Genomic DNA, 14,946 nt, shown 5'->3' with positions numbered 1-14,946 from the left:
CGTAAGGGCCTCATGGCACAGACGCTAGCCGGGGGAGCCGGATCGCTGAATCCTTCGTGTGGCTGACCTGGGTAAATTCGCTTCAGGGCCAGGGAGCGAACGGAGTTCGCCGAGTTCTCGGGGTTCCGTCAGGAGCTCGGGATAAGGCCGTACGCCTGGGCGACCAGCTCGTAGGAACGGATCCTGTCCGCGGGGTCGTGGACCAGCGTGGTGATCATCAGCTCGTCGGCCTCTGTGCGCTTGCGCAGCGCGTCGAGGCCTTCCCTGACCTCGGCGGGGTCTCCCAGGACCACGTTGGACAGGTACTCCTGGACGAAGCCCTCCTCGAGCCCGCTGTACGGGTAGGCCTCCGCCTCCTCGGGGGTCGGGATCGGCTGGGGAGCACCGCGGCGCAGCCTGAGCATGGACAGCGCGCCGGGGCGGGCCAGGCGCAGGGCCCGCGCGGAGGTGTCCGCAGCGACGGCGGAGACCCCGATCAGCGCGTACGGCCGGTCGAGCACGGAGGAGGGCTGGAAGGACGACCGGTACAGCTCCAGGGCGGGAAGGGTGTTGGCCGCGCTGAAGTGATGGGCGAAGGCGAACGGCAGGCCGAGGATGCCGGCGAGCTGGGCGCTGAAGCCGCTGGAGCCGAGAAGCCAGATCGGCGGGCGTCCCGACTCGGGCGACCTGGGGATGGCGACGACCTTCTGCAGGGGGTGCCCCTCGGGGAACGCCCCGTCAAGGAAAGCGGTCAGCTCGGCCAGCTGCTCGGGGAAGTCGTCGGCGTCCAGGCCGTGCCTGCGCAGCGCCCTGGCGGTCGCCTGGTCGGTTCCCGGCGCCCTGCCGAGTCCGAGGTCGATGCGGCCGGGGTGCAGGGCGTGGAGGGTGCCGAACTGCTCGGCCACGATCAACGGGGCGTGGTTGGGCAGCATCACGCCGCCGGATCCCAGCCGGATGGTCCTGGTCGCCGCGGCGAGATGGGCGATCAGCACCGCGGGGGAGGAGCTGGCCACGGAGGGCATGCCGTGGTGCTCGGCCACCCAGATCCGGTGGTATCCCCACTTCTCGGCCCGCCTGGCGAGCTCGGTGCTCGCGCGCAAGGTCTCCGTCGGGGTCACTCCCGACCCCACGGCGGCCAGCTCCAGGATCGACAGCGGGACCTCGGCGGAGCCGCGGACCACGCCACGGATGTTGTCTTCAGCCATGACAACGGAAACCCCGGCTAACCGGAGGATATTTCCGGTTAGCCGGGGGCTCCGGGGAATCCCTCTCCGGCCTCCACCCTCATCGAGGGAACGGGGCCGGGCCTCGATCGCGCGGTAACGGCCGGATCGGGAATCCCGCCGGGGACCTGCAGGCGGCGCCTGATCCGGTGAACCTTTCCGGGGACGCGGTCACGACCGGGGAGAGCCGTTCAGCATCTCCAGGCGCAGATCGCGGTGCGGTCGTCGTCGTGGTCCTCGGCCCTGAAGCTGAGCTGCCAGAAGAACTCGGGGAGGGACGGGACGGTCGGCTGGGCCCACCAGGCGGATACCTGCTCGCTCACCTGCTCGCCGCGCATCGGCCTGGCGAGACCGCCGGTGCACAGCAGCAGCATGTCGCCCCGCCGGAGATCCACTATCGCGCTCTCGGCCCGGCTCGAGTCCTCGGGGAGCGTGCCGGGCGCGGGTGTCCCGGTCTCCTCGGGCAGGCAGAGGGTCCAGACGCCTTCGCGCAGGAGCATCGCCGTACCGTCGCCGACCCGTGTCACGTGGGCGCGGTGCTCGTCGGTGTCGATGATCGCGGTCAGGAGGGTGGTGCGCAGGGTGTCGGCGGGAACTCCCTCACGCTCGGCTCGCTCCGTGAGATCGCGGGCGACGTCCCCGAAGAAGTCCTCCGCCGGAAGCCCGTCCTCCGCGTGCCGCAGGAGGCTGAGCAGGTTGCGGCGGGCGGCCGAGCAGGCCTCCGCCGATCCGAGGTGTGACAGCGCGTCGTCCGCGAGTCCTCCGGCGACGCATGCGAGGAGCCGGGACTCGTCGATCTGCCACAGTCCCATCGCGTCCCGGCGCGGGACTCCGTCGTGGCGATGGGCGTCTCCCCTGATGGACGCCGCCCTGACGGCCAGTTCCGGCAGGTCGGCGCCGTCCAGCTCGCTGTCCGGCCTCTTCCCGGTCGCGTCCGGGATCACGCCGGTGACGGGACGCTTCATCGGCTCGCTGCCGATGACGAGCGGGTCGAGGACCCTTCCCGCCGGAATGAATCGTGGCTTCGCCTGGAGTCGCTTCACATCTGTACTTTCTCTTCGATCCGATGTCAGACCGCGTCCGCGGACAGAGGGAACCCCCTGATCTGACCGGGAACGATCTCGCGTGCCAGTGGACGGGTGCCCCGCTCCTGGGCGGGCTCCCGGTCCGTCACGGAAACCGGCGTCCTCTCGGCCGTCGAATCTCCCGGTCGTTAAAAGCAGGCATTACGCGCAATTCCGACGAATCATTTGATGTCGGGAATCGGTCCGGCCGTAGTGGCGTGTGGTACGCATGTCAGACCGACGTGGCGGTGGATGCCGGGGTTTACTGTCAGCACAAAAATAATCGTTAACGTGACATAACTCGATATCTCCGGTAAGGGGATCCGTCCTCGCCGGGGCGTCCGCCGGGTGGTGTCCCGCGGTGCCGCGGCGCGAGGTCCGTGGCGTCGAGCGAGGTGAACGGCGCCGGGTGCCCGGACGTGATTGTCGCCAACGGGCCTGTCCGGTGCGCGGTGAGGATCCGGTGCCGGTCCGTTGGATGCGTGGCGACGGTGACTTCGCCTTCTTCTGAAGTGTGGCCGATTATCCGAAAAGCCGTGATTGTTCCGTAGGTGGCGGGATCCTTGGGCTGAGGATTTCCGGGGGGAATGCGGTGCGCCCGATGGGCCAGGTGGTCGTGCGGGTCCTCGTGTCCGGCGTCGGGTGACCGCCGGGCCGGGGTGTGCCGTACGGCGGGACCTCGCCGCAAGCGTGCTAAGTTGAACATATGAGTGATCGTTCAAGTGTTGTGGTGATGGACCGGGACACCTGCTCGGTTCCGGTCGTCGACGCGGGACGCGTGTCCTCGGTCCGTCAGGCCCTGCCTTCGGAGGAGGCGGTGCAGGACCTGGCCCAAGTCTTCGGCCTGCTGGCCGATCCCGGGCGGTTGCGGCTGATGGCGGCGCTGCTGGAGGGCGGCGAGATGTGCGTGTGCGATCTCGCAGCGGCGACGGGCCAGAGCATGTCGGCCGCCTCGCACGCGCTCCGGCTGCTGCGCGCGCACCGGGTGGTGAAGGTTCGCAGATCGGGGCGGATGGCCTACTACAGCCTCGCCGACTCCCACGTGCGGATGCTCTTCGACCTGGCTGTCACCCACATCGGGCACGGGGAAGGCGGATCCCGCGATGTCTGATGCTGTCGCCGGGAACCGGGGTGCGGGCGGTGACCCCGGCCACGGGCGGGACCGGGAGAAGGGCCACGGTCATGGCCACGGTCACGGTCATGGCCACGCCGTCAGCGCCGAGGCCGACCGCCGTTACCTGACCGGCGCGCTCGTGTTGATCGCGGGCTTCATGGTGGTCGAGGTGATCATCGGTCTCGCCGCCCGCTCGCTCGCGCTGGTCTCCGACGCCGGGCACATGCTGACCGACGCCATCGCGATCGTCTTCGCCCTGATCGCGATGCGGATCGCGGCCCGGCCCCCGCAGGGAGGCTTCACCTACGGCCTCAAACGCGCGGAGATCGTTTCAGCGCAGATCAACGGCATCACCTTGCTGCTGCTCAGCGTCTACTTCGTCTATGAGGGCGTCCGGCGGCTGATCGAGCCGCCCAACGTCGAGGGCGTGTACGTCGTGGCGACGGGCCTCGCCGGAATCGCGGTCAACCTCGTCGCGACCTGGCTGCTCAGCCGGGCCAACCGGTCGAGCCTCAACGTCGAGGGGGCCTTCCAGCACATCCTCAACGACCTCTACGCGTTCATCGCGACGACCGTGGCCGGGGCCGTCGTCTGGCTGACCGGCTGGAGCAGGGCCGACGCCGTCGCCGCCCTCGTCGTGGCGGCGCTGATGCTCAAGGCGGGATGGGGTCTGGTCCGCGACGCGGGCAGGGTCTTCATGGAGGCCGCCCCCGCGGGGATGAACCCGGCCGAGATAGGCAGGAGGACCGCCGCGCTCGACCACGTCGTGGAGGTCCACGACCTGCACATCTGGGAGGTCACCTCGGGATACGCGGCGCTGTCCGCGCACATCCTGGTCGAGCCCGGAGCCGACTGCCATGCCGTGCGCGCCGCCGCTGAACGGATGGTCCACGACGAGTACGGCATCGAGCACACCACGATGCAGGTCGACCATGCGCCCTCAGGGCTGCTCACCATCGGCGGCGCGGAAGCCCACTGCGCCGACCCGCACGGCCCGACCCACAGGAGCGAAGCGGGACAGGTCCCGGAAAGCGAGGCGGGTCAGCGCGGCAGTTCCGCGTGACGTTCCAGGAAGGCGGCCACCTCCGCCGTGTCCTCGAGTGGCAGCGGGTAGACCAGAAGCCGGTCGACGCCGAGGTCGGCGTACCGCCTGGCCGTGTCGGCGTCGACCGGGGGGATCTGCATGGCGTTGATCTCCAGCCGCCCCAGCTCGGCGGGGCGCTCGACCTCCTGGGCCGCTCTGCGTAGCCCGTCGAGGTGACCGGCCAGCTCACCGGGGGTCGCGACGCCGAACCAGCCGTGGCCCCTGGACACCGCGCGCCGGAAGGCGGCGGGGCTGTGACCGCCGATCACGATGCGGGGGCCGTCCGCCCGGACCGGCCTCGGGTGGGCGTCCACGTTGCCGAACGCCACGTACCGGCCCTGGTAGGCCGGTGCCCGCTGGGTCCACAGGGCGCGCATCGCGTCGATGTACTCGTCGGTGCGCTCGCCCCGTCCCGCCATCGGCACGCCGATCGCCGTCATCTCCCAGCCGGCGCTGAGCAAGCAGATCCGACGCCTTGAGATCTCCCTCAAAGCCGCCCTGTTCGAGCGTGACCGCAGGACGGTCGTCCTGACCCCGGCGGGGGAGGTCCTCCTGCCCCGCGCCCGGCGGATCGTCGAGGAGTGGGAGGACACGCGGCGCGCGGTCTCCGACGCCGCGGCGGCGCAGGCGGCGGTCCTGACGGTCGGGTTCCAGACCAGTATCGGGCGCGGGCTCGTCCATCTCGCCACCTCCTTGCGCGCCCGGTCAGGAAGCCTCACCGGAGCCGCCCGCCCCGTGACGCCTGACCGGGGTCTTCGGGCGGGCGCGCCGACACCGGCGCCGACACCGGGGGCGGGCAGGTCAGCCGGTCACCGGGAGCACCTCGTCCGCGATCCGCCGGAGCTGGTCCGCGAGCCTGTCCGGGGGGAACAGCCAGAGACCGAGGGAGTCGGCTCCGGCGGCGAGCAGCTCCTTGAGCCGGCCTCTCACCCGGGCAGGGTCCCCGGCGACCGCGAACTCGTCGATCCAGGCGTCCTCGACGGCGAGCGGCTCGTCGTCCGCCAGGGCCGCGATCCGCTCCCGGATCTCGGCGCCGTGCTTCGACTGCTCGACCAGCGCCGTGTGCGACTCCGCCCTGAGGAAGAAACCGACCGCGTCCCGTACCGCGTCCCGCGCCGTCCGGTCGTCGTCGGAGACCGACGCCAGGACGAACGCCGTGATCGGCACCCGCCTGCCCGCCGCGGCCACCCGTTCCCGGGCCCAGGCCACGTAGGTGGGGCTCGCGAGAACCGACAGCAGGACTCCGTCGGCCCTGGCCCCCGCGGCGCGGAGCGCACGCTCGCCGACCGCGCCGATCCACAGCTCCGGAGGCTGCTCCGGCGGGAACTCGAGCCGGACGCCGGAGAACTCGTGGGTGCTCGTCCGGCGGTCGACGGCGGCGCCGCTCAGGAGCTCACGCAGGACGTCGAAGGTCTGCGTGAGCGCGGTCAGCGGACGCTCGGGCAGCAGGCCCATCTGCCGGAGCCAGTGGCTGTTGCCGAGCCCGACGGCGGCGCGGCCGCGTCCCGGGTACATCCGGGCCAGACCGGCCAGTTCCATGGCCAGGATCGCGGGATGCCTGGTCATCACGCTGGCCAGGCCGAGACCGGCGGGCACCGTCCGGGTCGCGGCGAGGAGTTGCGTCAGCCCGGAGAGGCCGCCGGTGAAGAAACAGTCTTCGGAGAACCACAGCTCACCGAAACCGAGCCGCTCCGCCAGCGCCGCGCCGTCGGTCAGCTCCTCCGGCGGTGTCAGGCTGCCGAAGACGATCCCGATACTGCTCGTGTCCATCTCATGTGTCCTTCCGGGTCAGTGGCACTTCACGAGCTCCGGGGAGGCGCTGGGGGCGACGGTCTCGTCTCCGCCGCCAGGCCAGGGTGCCACCTCCCAAAGTGGACGGAGTGCCCACTTATGTGGATCGCAACCGTACACCTCGTCCGCTTATTCCCGGGAGGTGCCCGACCCGGACGGGACGACCGGAAGACGTCCGGCAGGTGATCCAGTCCGTCCCACGGGGGACGCGGATTCGGCAAGGATCGTGAAAGGTCCTAGGAGACCTTCGGGCATGTGAAGGCACGGGTCGGGGCACAGTGCGGGGAATCATCGTGAAAGGTTCTAGGAGGCCTTCGGGCAGATGGCGCGGTACGGCAGGTCGGGGACGTAGCGCGCCCACTCCTGCGCGGTGATCGGATCGCCGGAGGTCGCGCAGATCCGGGCGGCGACCCGTTCCGGGTCGGTGTCCCAGATCCACACGGCCCCGCCCGCCCCGCCGGTGGCGAGCGTCTTTCCGTCAGGGGCGAAGGCCACCGAGTACAGGGAGGCGAACCCGGTGGGGATCTCCGCGGTGAGGCGTGCCCGCGAGCGGTCCGCCGTGTTCCACAGCCAGACGCTCCCGTCCACGCCGGCGGCGGCCAGTGCGCGGCCGTCCGGGCTGAAGGCCAGGCTGTAGACGTAGTCCCTGGACATGCCCAGCGGGCTCCCCAGCAGGGTCGCGGCCCTGGGGTCGGTGACGTCCCACAGGTAGACAGACCGATCAACGCTGCTGGCCGCCAGAGTGCGTCCGTCGGGGGCGAAGGTCACGGCGACCACGCTGCTGCGCGGTCCCGTCAGGGGGGCGCCGAGCGGGACCGGGCTCCTGGGAGCGCTCACGTCCCACAGGCGGATTGTCTTGTCGAGGCTTCCCGCAGCCAGCGTGCGGCCGTCCGGGCTGAAGGCCACCGAGTAGACCGACGAGGTGAACCCGGTGAGGGTGGCGAGCTGAACCGGCTTCGCGGGGTTCGCGACGTCCCACAGGCGCACCTCCATGTCGTCGGAGCCGGTGGCCATCAGCCCGCTCCGCCCGCTGATCGCGACGCCGCGGACGGTGCTGTCATGGGCTTTGAACGCCTGGGCCGCCGGGGTCGGGTGCGCCGGGTCCGCGACCGTCCACAGGCGCAGGGTGCCGTCTCCTCCGGAGACCGCCAGGGTACGGCCGTCGCCGCCGAATGCCGCCGTCCCCGAGTAGCCGCCGGCGTTCGGCAGAGTGGCGACGAGGCGGTGTCTGCTCCGGTCCCACAGGTGGGCGTCGTCGCTGCCGACGGCCAGGGTGCGGCCTTCCGGGCCGAAGGCCACGAAGTTGATCGTTTTCGTGAAGCCGGACAGGGTGGACCCGCTCAGCGACCATCGCCGTGCCACTCCGTCGGCGGCACCGGTGATCACCGACTGGCCGTCGGGATGGAAGACGACGGAGGTCACCTGACCCGGATGGGGAAAGGACTGGGTGACGCGTCTCAGCAGGCGGTCCCAGATCTGCAGGGTGCCGTCGTCCCGGGCGATCGCCAGCAGGGCGCCGTCGGGGCTGAAGGCGAGCGCGGTGACGAGACTGGCCGACACCGAGATCGGGTCGTCCTGTGCGGGGTGCGAGGTGGCCCCCGTCAGCTCCCGCAGCTTGATGCGGCCTTCCGCGTCGCCGACGGCCAGGGCGCGCCCGTCGCGGCTGAAGGCGACCGCGTATGCGATCTTGCCCGCGCCGGTGACGGCCGTGCCAAGGCGGGTCGGCGCGCGCGGGTCGGTGACGTTCCACAGCAGGACGTCACCGTTGTCGTCACCGCAGGCCAGCACGCGTCCCTCTGGGCCGAACGCCACGCTCCGCACGGCCCTCTTGGCGCCCTCCAGGCGGGTCGGGGCGCCGATGCCCTGTGCGGGGTCGGCGACGTCCCACAGGTAGACGGTGCTTTCGCCGCCCGCCGCGGCCAGAGTGCGCCCATCGGGGCCGAAGGCCACCGAGGAGATCCACGTGGACGGGCCCACCAGGGGGGCGCCGAGGGGGAGCGGTCGGCGCGGGTCGGTGACGTCCCACAGGCGTACCTTCGCGTCGCCGGTGCCTGTGGCCAGGGTGCGTCCGTTGGGGCTGAAGGCCACCGTGTAGACGGTGTCCCCGCCGACGGTCAGGGGACCGCCGAGCGCCGCCGGGTGGCCGGCCGCGCCCAGGCTCCAGAAGCGGACGGTGTGATCGTCCCCACCCGCCGCGAGGAGACGCCCGTCCGGCGACAGCGCGACCGCGCGCGTTCCCGGGGACGAGCCGAGCATGCGGGTCGTGTCCGGGGCCGCCGAGGAGGCGAGCAGGGCGGCCAGCCCCTCCGGGGTCGGGGCGATCCGGTAGGCCGCCAGGCTGAGCTGTGCGGCCAGCGAGACGTCCTTCTCCCCGATCCGTTGCGCTCGTCCCGCGAGCATGCGGGAGGCCGCGTTGTCGCGCTCCCGCGTGGCCTGGGCCGCCTGCCGTACGGAGAGGACCACTCCGGCGGCTGCGGTCAGCAGGAGCAGGACGCTCAGCCCCGCGACGACCTGTCGCGTGAGCCGTCCCCGCCTCCTGTCCCGCCGGACGCTCGCGTCGAGGAAGTCACGGGCGTGCCCGGTGATCTCGTGACCGGGCTCCCGCGCCCACTCCCTGGCCGCGGAGAGACGGGCGCCGCCGTACAGCGCGACCGGATCGCCGCCCTGGTACCTCCAAGCGAACGCGGTGTCCTCAAGGCTCCGGCTCGTCAGCCGTTCAGTGAGCTCGGCATCGATCCACGCGCGCAGCCTCGGCCAGGCGTGGATCAGCGCGTCGTGGCTGATCTCCAGGGTCTCCGCGCCGGCCGTGACGAGCCGCTGGCCGGCGAACTCCCCGATCACGTGGGCGGATCCGGCGGGTACGGCATCGTCGTCGGCGGGCGGTCGTGCGGGGAAGAGCATGCGGCGGCCGGCGCCCGTGTCCTCTCGCACCCGCACCAGGCGGACGAACAACTGCCGGGCGATCTGCCGCTGGGGGGTGTCCAGCCTTCCGTAGACCGCCTCCGCGGTGGTGGCGACCGCGCCGGAGACGCCTCCGCAGGCCTGGTAGTCGGCGACGGTCATCCGCTTTCCGCCGCCCCGCTGCCACGTGCTCAGCAGGGCGTGCGACAGCAGCGGCAGGGCCCCCGAGCCGGGAGCGGCCCCGCGGAGGGAACCACCGGAGACCGCGGCCAGGTCCCGCAGGAGCAGCTCGACCAGGCCGGGCTCCAATGTGACGTCCGCCTGTCGCGCGGGGACAGTGATGGCCTGGTGCAGTTCTTCCTCGTTCATCGGCCCGACGGTGACCTGGTCGTCCAGGAAGGCGGCCGCCATGCGCGGGTCCTTGAGCACATGGGGGTAGAAGTCGGCGCGCAGCCCGAGGACCACGACGGTTTCCCGTAGGTCGCACAGCGCGGAGACGAATCCGGCGCGTTCCCCCGCGTCGGCGCACGCGGTGAACACCTCCTCGAACTGGTCGACCACGAGGACGGTCTCCCGGGGGCCGGAGGTGTCGCGGACCACGCCGAGGCAGGCGGCCAGCTCGGCGAGGGGACGCGCGCCCGGCGTCATCAGCAGCGTTCGCGGAGCCGTACGGCCCCGGCTCTCCGCCTCGTGACCGAGCGCGGGGATCAGTCCCGCCCGTATCAGCGAGGACTTCCCCGCTCCCGATGGGCCGACCACCGTCACGAATCCGCCGCCCGCCTTGGCGGTGACCCGGTCTGTCAGGAGCCGGATGAGGCCGTCCCTGCCGTGGAACCACCGGGCGTCCCCGGACTCGAAGCGGGCCAGGCCGCGGTAGGGGGGAATCGGCGGGAGATAGGGGGGAGCCTGAGGGGCCACGGGGGCGGTGCTGGGCGTCTGCCACGTCTGCCACACGCGGCGCAGCGCCAGCCCCCACAGCTCCGTGGCGGCCGGGGCGGTCACCCCGCACGCGTTGAGGAAGGCGAGCAGCGGCCAGACGGGCTCCAGGGGCGGCAGCTGACGCCCGGTGAAGTAACCCTCCGCGGTGCTTTCGGGGATTCCGGCGCGCCTGGCCACCTCGCGGACCGTCAGGCCGCTTCTCTCCCTGATCGCGGTGAGCTCGCGGGCGAAGTCCTCCCGCGTTGAGATGAGCTCCGGTCCTGGCTCTCCTGCGCGTTTCCGCGACGGATCAGCCATGTCCCTCCTCGACGGCGCCCGGGAAAAAGGTCGGATGGTACGCCCGCATATGTAGTTCTTCGCCTTATTTATCCGGACATGTGGGGGTGTGGCAATGCCCTGGTCTGCCTGGGGCCACAACTTGGTGATCAAGGGCTCCGTGTGGAGTTGTCGGGTCGCTCGCTTCTCTATAGAACTTTTGACAGCGTTTGCAGATAACTGTTGCTATTTAGGTGAATATCGGTGCATATGGGAAGAAAGTCCTAATTACCCTTCAAGAGCTGATCGACGGAGGTTTCAATGATTCGAAGGATCATCGTCCTGCTGGCCGTCGCGTTCGTCGTGCTCGGCGGCACCGTCACCGGTGTCCTCGCCCAGCCCAATCTCAACCAGCAGGACAAAAAATTCCTGGCCCAGGCCCATCGGTCCAACCTGACCGAGATCCTGGCGTCCAGGCTCGCCGAGAAGAAGACGAGTGACGAGAGCATACGGATCATCGCCAGGAAACTGGTCAACGACCACCTCAAGATAGACGCGGCCGTCAAGAAGGTGGCCCAGCAGGCCGGTGTCGAGCTTCCGCAGCAGCCGGGGCCCAGGCAGCGCGCCGCGCTCAACAAGCTGGAGAAGCTGAACGGGGCGGCCTTCAACAGTGTCTGGCTCAAGGCGCAGATCGCCGGTCACCGTCAGACGCTCTCCAACATCAACAGCGAGCTGCAGGACGGCTCCTCCGCCGCGGTCAAGAAGCTCGCCTCGGAGGCCAAGCCCATCGTGCAGGGACACCTGGAGCTGCTGCTGAAGGCCCACGGCGGTGGCGGTGGTGGAGGCGGAGGGGGCGGGAGTGAGTCTCCCTCGCCGCAGCCGACCTCTACCGGCAGCATGACCCCCAGTGGTACGTCGACCGGCTGACGGGGTGACGCGCCGTCCCGTACGGCGCGTACGGGCGGTCGCCGTGACGATGGCGGTGGCCGCCGATGCCCGTCCGTCGTCCCGCGAGCCTGACGGGTTTCCCCGCCTCCCCGGCGGGCGGAGCATCCCGCGGGTGGCGAAGTGGCAGGGTTGTCGTGCGGTCCGTGGTGAGTACGGCGCGGCCCGTGCGGCTCAACGCGGTTCGTGAGGGCCGGGTACGGCCCCGTGACCCAGGTAGCGCAGGACCGCCAGGACGCGGCGGTTCCCGGTGGAGGTCGGAGACAGGCCCAGCTTGGTGAACACGTTGGACACGTGTTTCTCGACGGCGCCTGCCGACAGGTGGAGCCGTGCCGCGACCTCGGCGTTCGAGCAACCCTCTGCCATGAGGGCGAGCACCTCCCTCTCGCGAGGGCGGAGCGGGGGAAGATCATCCATGGTGCACCATCTTCGCGCCGGTAGGGAAAACCAGAGAGTTCGCGCAGGCCCCTTGCGGTGATAAGACCATACGGCCTAAATGTAGGCCATGCGGTCGAAAATTACGCCGGATGGACGGAAGTCGCCGGGCAGGAAGAAGTCCACGTTCATCGAGGAGGCACGCAGGCGTCAGATCGTGCGCAGCGCGATCACGACGATCGCGAGCGGAGGACTCGCGCAGGCGTCGCTGGCCAGGATCGCCGACGAGGTGGGGATCAGCAAAAGCGTGATCTCCTACCACTTCGACGGCAGGGACGAACTGATCGAGGAGATCGTCGTCGCCCTGCTGTCTGAGTCGAACCGGTTCATCAGGGCCAGGGTCGATCAGGAACTCGGCTGCCCGGCCAAGCTCCGCGCCTACATCGAGGCGAGCTTCGCGTTCATGGCCGAGCACCGCGAGAACTTCGTCGCGATGGTCGACATCTGGGGGAGCTTCGGCACGGTCGACGCCAAGCGCGCCTTCAACGCCACCGCCTACGACCCCTGCAGACGGCACCTCGAGGCGATCCTGCGCAGGGGCCAGCAGGAGGGGGACTTCCGGGGCTTCACCCCCCGGACGCTGGCCGCGACGATCCAGGGCTCCATCGACGGGGTCATGCTCCAGTGGGTCTTCGACGAGGGAGCGGTCGACCTCGCCGAGTGCGCGGCCGAGCTGACCATCATGTTCGACCTCGCCACGCGGAATCCCGCGGGGGGAGCCCCCACGACCGGGAGCGGCGAATGAGCGCCGCCAGCCTCGGTCACCTGCTCAGAGAGCGGGCCACGACCGCGGGAGAGCGGCCGTTGTTCCGTTTCGGGGGTGTCACGACGACCGTCGCCGAGATGGAGGAGCGGACGAACCGGCTGGCCAACGTGCTGCGCGCCCACGGGGTCGGCCGCGGCGACCGGGTGGCGGTCATGCTCCCCAACGGTGTCGGCTTCCCCGTCGCCTGGCTGGCCGTCGGCAAGCTCGGCGCGGTCACCGTACCGGTCAACATCGGCTACCGCAGCGACGACCTCGCCCATGTGATCGGGAACTCGGGCGCCGTGCTGGCGCTGGCGGGTACGGCGGAGGCCGCGCAGGCGCTCCTCGGCACGGGTGTGGGCCAGGTCGGGCTGCTCGACCCGGCGGACGCGGGGCCCGCGAGGCAGACGGTGCCCGGCGCTTTCGACGCGGGCGCGGAGTCGGCCGCGGCCCGGTGCTCGTTCGAGCTGCCGGAGATCGGCCAGGACGACCTCGTGAATCTCCAGTACACCTCGGGGACGACCGGCTTCCCCAAGGGATGCATGCTCACCCACGGGTACTGGTTGCGCCTGGCGGAGGTGGCAGCAGGACTGGTCGGGGTGCGCGAGACGGACGTCGATCTGACCGCGCAGCCCTTCTCCTACATGGACCCGCAGTGGAACACCGTGCTGTGCCTGATGGCGGGCATCCCCCTGGTGATCCTGCCGCGCTTCTCCGCCTCGACGTTCTGGGGCTCGGCGCGCGAGGAGGGCGTCACGTTCTTCTACCTGCTCGGCACCATGCCGGTCTACCTGTTCAGACAGCCGGAGGATCCGCGAGACCGCGCCCACCGCGTCAGGCTGGTGCTGTGCTCCGGCATCGTCCCCGACCTGCACGCCGCCTTCGAGCGGCGCTGGGGGGCGCCGTGGCGGGAGGCCTACGGCATGACCGAGACCGGGGTCGACCTCGCGGTCCCCGCCGACGACGACGCCTGCGTCGGCAGCGGGGCGGCGGGCGTTCCCGTGCCCGGCAAGCGTGTCGAGATCGTCGACGGCGAGATCGTCGTCGAGGGCAGCCCGATGATGCTCGGCTACTGGAACGATCCCGAGGCGACCGCGGAACGGATCCGCGACGGCAGGCTGTACACCGGGGACCTGGGGCACAGGGACGAGCGCGGTTACTTCCACCTCGTCGGCAGGCGCAAGGACATGATCCGCCGCGGTGGTGAGAACGTCGCCGCCGCCGAGGTCGAGGCGGTTCTCGCCAGGCACCCGGCCGTCCGCGCCGCGGCGGTCGTCGCGGTGCCGGACGAACTGCGAGGCGAGGAGGTCAAGGCCTTCGTCCAGGTCGCCGTGGCCGTGCCGCCACAGGAACTGGTCGCGTTCGTGCGCCAGAGGCTCGCCGGGTTCAAGGTGCCGCGTTTCGTGGAGTACGTCGAGGAGTTCCCCATGACCCCGTCCGAGCGGATCGCCAAGCATCTGCTGCCCTCAGGACGTGACAACGAGTACGACGCGATGGAGGAGACCGTATGACCGGGCAGCCGCAGGAGGCCGGCGAGCGTGAGGTCCCCGGCCGTGTGACGGGCGGCGCGCAGGAAGGGCAGGAGGGCGCGCCCGACATCAGGACGGCCCGCAGCGGCGCGACGTTGGTGATCACCTTCGACCGTCCCGAGGTGCTGAACGCCTTCAGGGACCGGACGTTCGCCGAGCTCGGCGCGGCCCTCGACGCGGCGGAACGGGACGAGACGATACGGGCGGTGGTCCTCACCGGTCACGGGCGCGCCTTCTCCGCAGGCGTCGACCTGGCCGAGACCAGAGATCGCCTGCGCGGTACGGCCGAGGCGGACCTGGCCGCGAGCGTCGAGAACTTCCAGGACGTCACGAGGCGGCTGGTGAGCTACCCGAAGACCGTCATATCCGCGGTGAACGGGATCGCCGTCGGGGTCGGCGCCGAGTTGGCGATAGCCAGCGACCTGAGGATCGCGGCCTCGGAGGCGGAGTTCGCCTTCATGGAGGTGCGTCGCGGGCTGTACCCGACCAACGGCGTCCTGTACTTCCTGCCCCGCCTGGTCGGGCACGGCAGGGCGATCGACCTGCTGCTGTCGGGAGAGCGGATCGGCGCCGCCGAGGCGCTCGCCGCCGGACTGGTCAGCCGCGTCGTCCCCGGCGAGGACCTGCTCGCCGCCGCCGTCGCGCTGGCGGAGACCATCGGGGCGGCCGCGCCCGTCCCGGTCGGGCTGATCAAACAGCACATGCGCAGGACCTGGGAGCTGGACCTGGAAGGCGTGCTCGCCCTGGAGATCGAGGGGTCCGTCGCCTGCCTGCGCAGCGACGACCTCGAGGAGGGGCTGCACGCCTTCGCCGAGAAGCGGGACGCGGGCTTCCGGGGCGCCTGATCCCGGCCCACCCTCCCGGCCGCCCCGACGACGTCCGTCGATCCCGCCAACTCCCTGTCACCTCCACACACCTCCGCTCACCTTCCGAATCCGCCTC

General features: G+C 70.8%; 11 protein-coding genes and 2 pseudogenes. 7 read left to right on the top strand and 6 right to left on the bottom strand.

The features are described from left to right. Positions 1-128 precede the first annotated feature (128 nt). Positions 129-1,184, bottom strand: coding sequence for an LLM class flavin-dependent oxidoreductase (locus tag AB0395_RS10585; protein ID WP_366279018.1), 1,056 nt, complete (start codon positions 1,182-1,184; stop codon positions 129-131). Positions 1,185-1,393: 209 nt separating this feature from the next. Continuing rightward, entirely contained in the window at positions 1,394-2,245 is an 852-nt protein-coding gene (locus AB0395_RS10580) for a protein phosphatase 2C domain-containing protein (RefSeq protein ID WP_366279015.1), read from the bottom strand. Between the two features lie 727 nt (positions 2,246-2,972). On the opposite strand from AB0395_RS10580, the gene AB0395_RS10575 reads away from it, so the two are divergent. Next, positions 2,973-3,377 (top strand): metalloregulator ArsR/SmtB family transcription factor, encoded by a 405-nt coding sequence (locus AB0395_RS10575; RefSeq protein ID WP_366279012.1) that lies wholly within the window; start codon positions 2,973-2,975, stop codon positions 3,375-3,377. Further along, a complete protein-coding gene (locus AB0395_RS10570; RefSeq protein WP_366279011.1) occupies positions 3,370-4,443 on the top strand; it encodes a cation diffusion facilitator family transporter in 1,074 nt (357 codons plus the stop codon). The genes AB0395_RS10575 and AB0395_RS10570 overlap by 8 nt, the downstream gene beginning before the upstream one ends. On the opposite strand, the gene AB0395_RS10565 is transcribed toward AB0395_RS10570, so the two are convergent. Next, positions 4,422-4,883, bottom strand: a complete 462-nt coding sequence (locus tag AB0395_RS10565; protein ID WP_366279194.1) for an LLM class flavin-dependent oxidoreductase — start codon at positions 4,881-4,883, stop codon at positions 4,422-4,424. The genes AB0395_RS10570 and AB0395_RS10565 overlap by 22 nt on opposite strands. Here AB0395_RS10565 and AB0395_RS10560 point away from each other — a divergent pair. Continuing rightward, positions 4,849-4,959: pseudogene (locus tag AB0395_RS10560) on the top strand (hypothetical protein); the annotation flags it as partial. The gene AB0395_RS10565 and the pseudogene AB0395_RS10560 sit on opposite strands and share 35 nt — an antisense overlap. Before the next feature lie 306 nt (positions 4,960-5,265). Here AB0395_RS10560 and AB0395_RS10555 read toward each other — a convergent pair. Next, entirely contained in the window at positions 5,266-6,234 is a 969-nt protein-coding gene (locus AB0395_RS10555; RefSeq protein ID WP_366279008.1) for an LLM class flavin-dependent oxidoreductase, read from the bottom strand. Between the two features lie 324 nt (positions 6,235-6,558). Further along, entirely contained in the window at positions 6,559-10,392 is a 3,834-nt protein-coding gene (locus AB0395_RS10550) for a helix-turn-helix domain-containing protein (protein ID WP_366279007.1), read from the bottom strand. 279 nt (positions 10,393-10,671) lie between these two features. Between AB0395_RS10550 and AB0395_RS10545 the strand changes: the two genes are divergently transcribed. Then, entirely contained in the window at positions 10,672-11,277 is a 606-nt protein-coding gene (locus AB0395_RS10545) for a DUF4142 domain-containing protein (protein ID WP_366279005.1), read from the top strand. A 192-nt stretch (positions 11,278-11,469) separates the two neighbouring features. Here AB0395_RS10545 and AB0395_RS10540 read toward each other — a convergent pair. Continuing rightward, positions 11,470-11,694, bottom strand: a pseudogene (locus tag AB0395_RS10540) (helix-turn-helix transcriptional regulator); the annotation flags it as partial. A 106-nt stretch (positions 11,695-11,800) separates the two neighbouring features. On the opposite strand from AB0395_RS10540, the gene AB0395_RS10535 reads away from it, so the two are divergent. Genes AB0395_RS10535 through AB0395_RS10525 form a run of 3 tightly spaced genes read left to right on the top strand, consistent with a single transcriptional unit; the run spans position 11,801 to position 14,849 of the window. Beyond that, positions 11,801-12,475, top strand: coding sequence for a TetR/AcrR family transcriptional regulator (locus tag AB0395_RS10535; RefSeq protein ID WP_366279003.1), 675 nt, complete (start codon positions 11,801-11,803; stop codon positions 12,473-12,475). Then, positions 12,472-13,986 (top strand): AMP-binding protein, encoded by a 1,515-nt coding sequence (locus AB0395_RS10530; RefSeq protein ID WP_366279001.1) that lies wholly within the window; start codon positions 12,472-12,474, stop codon positions 13,984-13,986. Before AB0395_RS10535 ends, AB0395_RS10530 begins: the two co-directional genes overlap by 4 nt. Then, on the top strand, positions 13,983-14,849 hold the full coding sequence (locus AB0395_RS10525; RefSeq protein WP_366278998.1) for an enoyl-CoA hydratase/isomerase family protein: 867 nt from the start codon (positions 13,983-13,985) through the stop codon (positions 14,847-14,849). The genes AB0395_RS10530 and AB0395_RS10525 overlap by 4 nt, the downstream gene beginning before the upstream one ends. The last annotated feature ends 97 nt before the right edge of the window (positions 14,850-14,946 follow it).

The organism is Streptosporangium sp. NPDC051023 (genome assembly GCF_040689595.1).
GTDB lineage: Bacteria > Actinomycetota > Actinomycetes > Streptosporangiales > Streptosporangiaceae > Streptosporangium.
This window is presented reverse-complemented; position numbering and strand designations above follow the sequence as displayed.

Bases quoted from the DNA above. Each gene is read 5' to 3' on its own strand.
- AB0395_RS10585 (WP_366279018.1), bottom strand. From the start codon at position 1,184: ATGGCTGAAGACAACATCCGTGGCGTGGTCCGCGGCTCCGCCGAGGTC.
- AB0395_RS10575 (WP_366279012.1), top strand. From the start codon at position 2,973: ATGAGTGATCGTTCAAGTGTTGTGGTGATGGACCGGGACACCTGCTCG.
- AB0395_RS10570 (WP_366279011.1), top strand. From the start codon at position 3,370: ATGTCTGATGCTGTCGCCGGGAACCGGGGTGCGGGCGGTGACCCCGGC.
- AB0395_RS10565 (WP_366279194.1), bottom strand. From the start codon at position 4,883: ATGGCGGGACGGGGCGAGCGCACCGACGAGTACATCGACGCGATGCGC.
- AB0395_RS10555 (WP_366279008.1), bottom strand. From the start codon at position 6,234: ATGGACACGAGCAGTATCGGGATCGTCTTCGGCAGCCTGACACCGCCG.
- AB0395_RS10550 (WP_366279007.1), bottom strand. From the start codon at position 10,392: ATGGCTGATCCGTCGCGGAAACGCGCAGGAGAGCCAGGACCGGAGCTC.
- AB0395_RS10545 (WP_366279005.1), top strand. From the start codon at position 10,672: ATGATTCGAAGGATCATCGTCCTGCTGGCCGTCGCGTTCGTCGTGCTC.
- AB0395_RS10535 (WP_366279003.1), top strand. From the start codon at position 11,801: ATGCGGTCGAAAATTACGCCGGATGGACGGAAGTCGCCGGGCAGGAAG.
- AB0395_RS10530 (WP_366279001.1), top strand. From the start codon at position 12,472: ATGAGCGCCGCCAGCCTCGGTCACCTGCTCAGAGAGCGGGCCACGACC.
- AB0395_RS10525 (WP_366278998.1), top strand. From the start codon at position 13,983: ATGACCGGGCAGCCGCAGGAGGCCGGCGAGCGTGAGGTCCCCGGCCGT.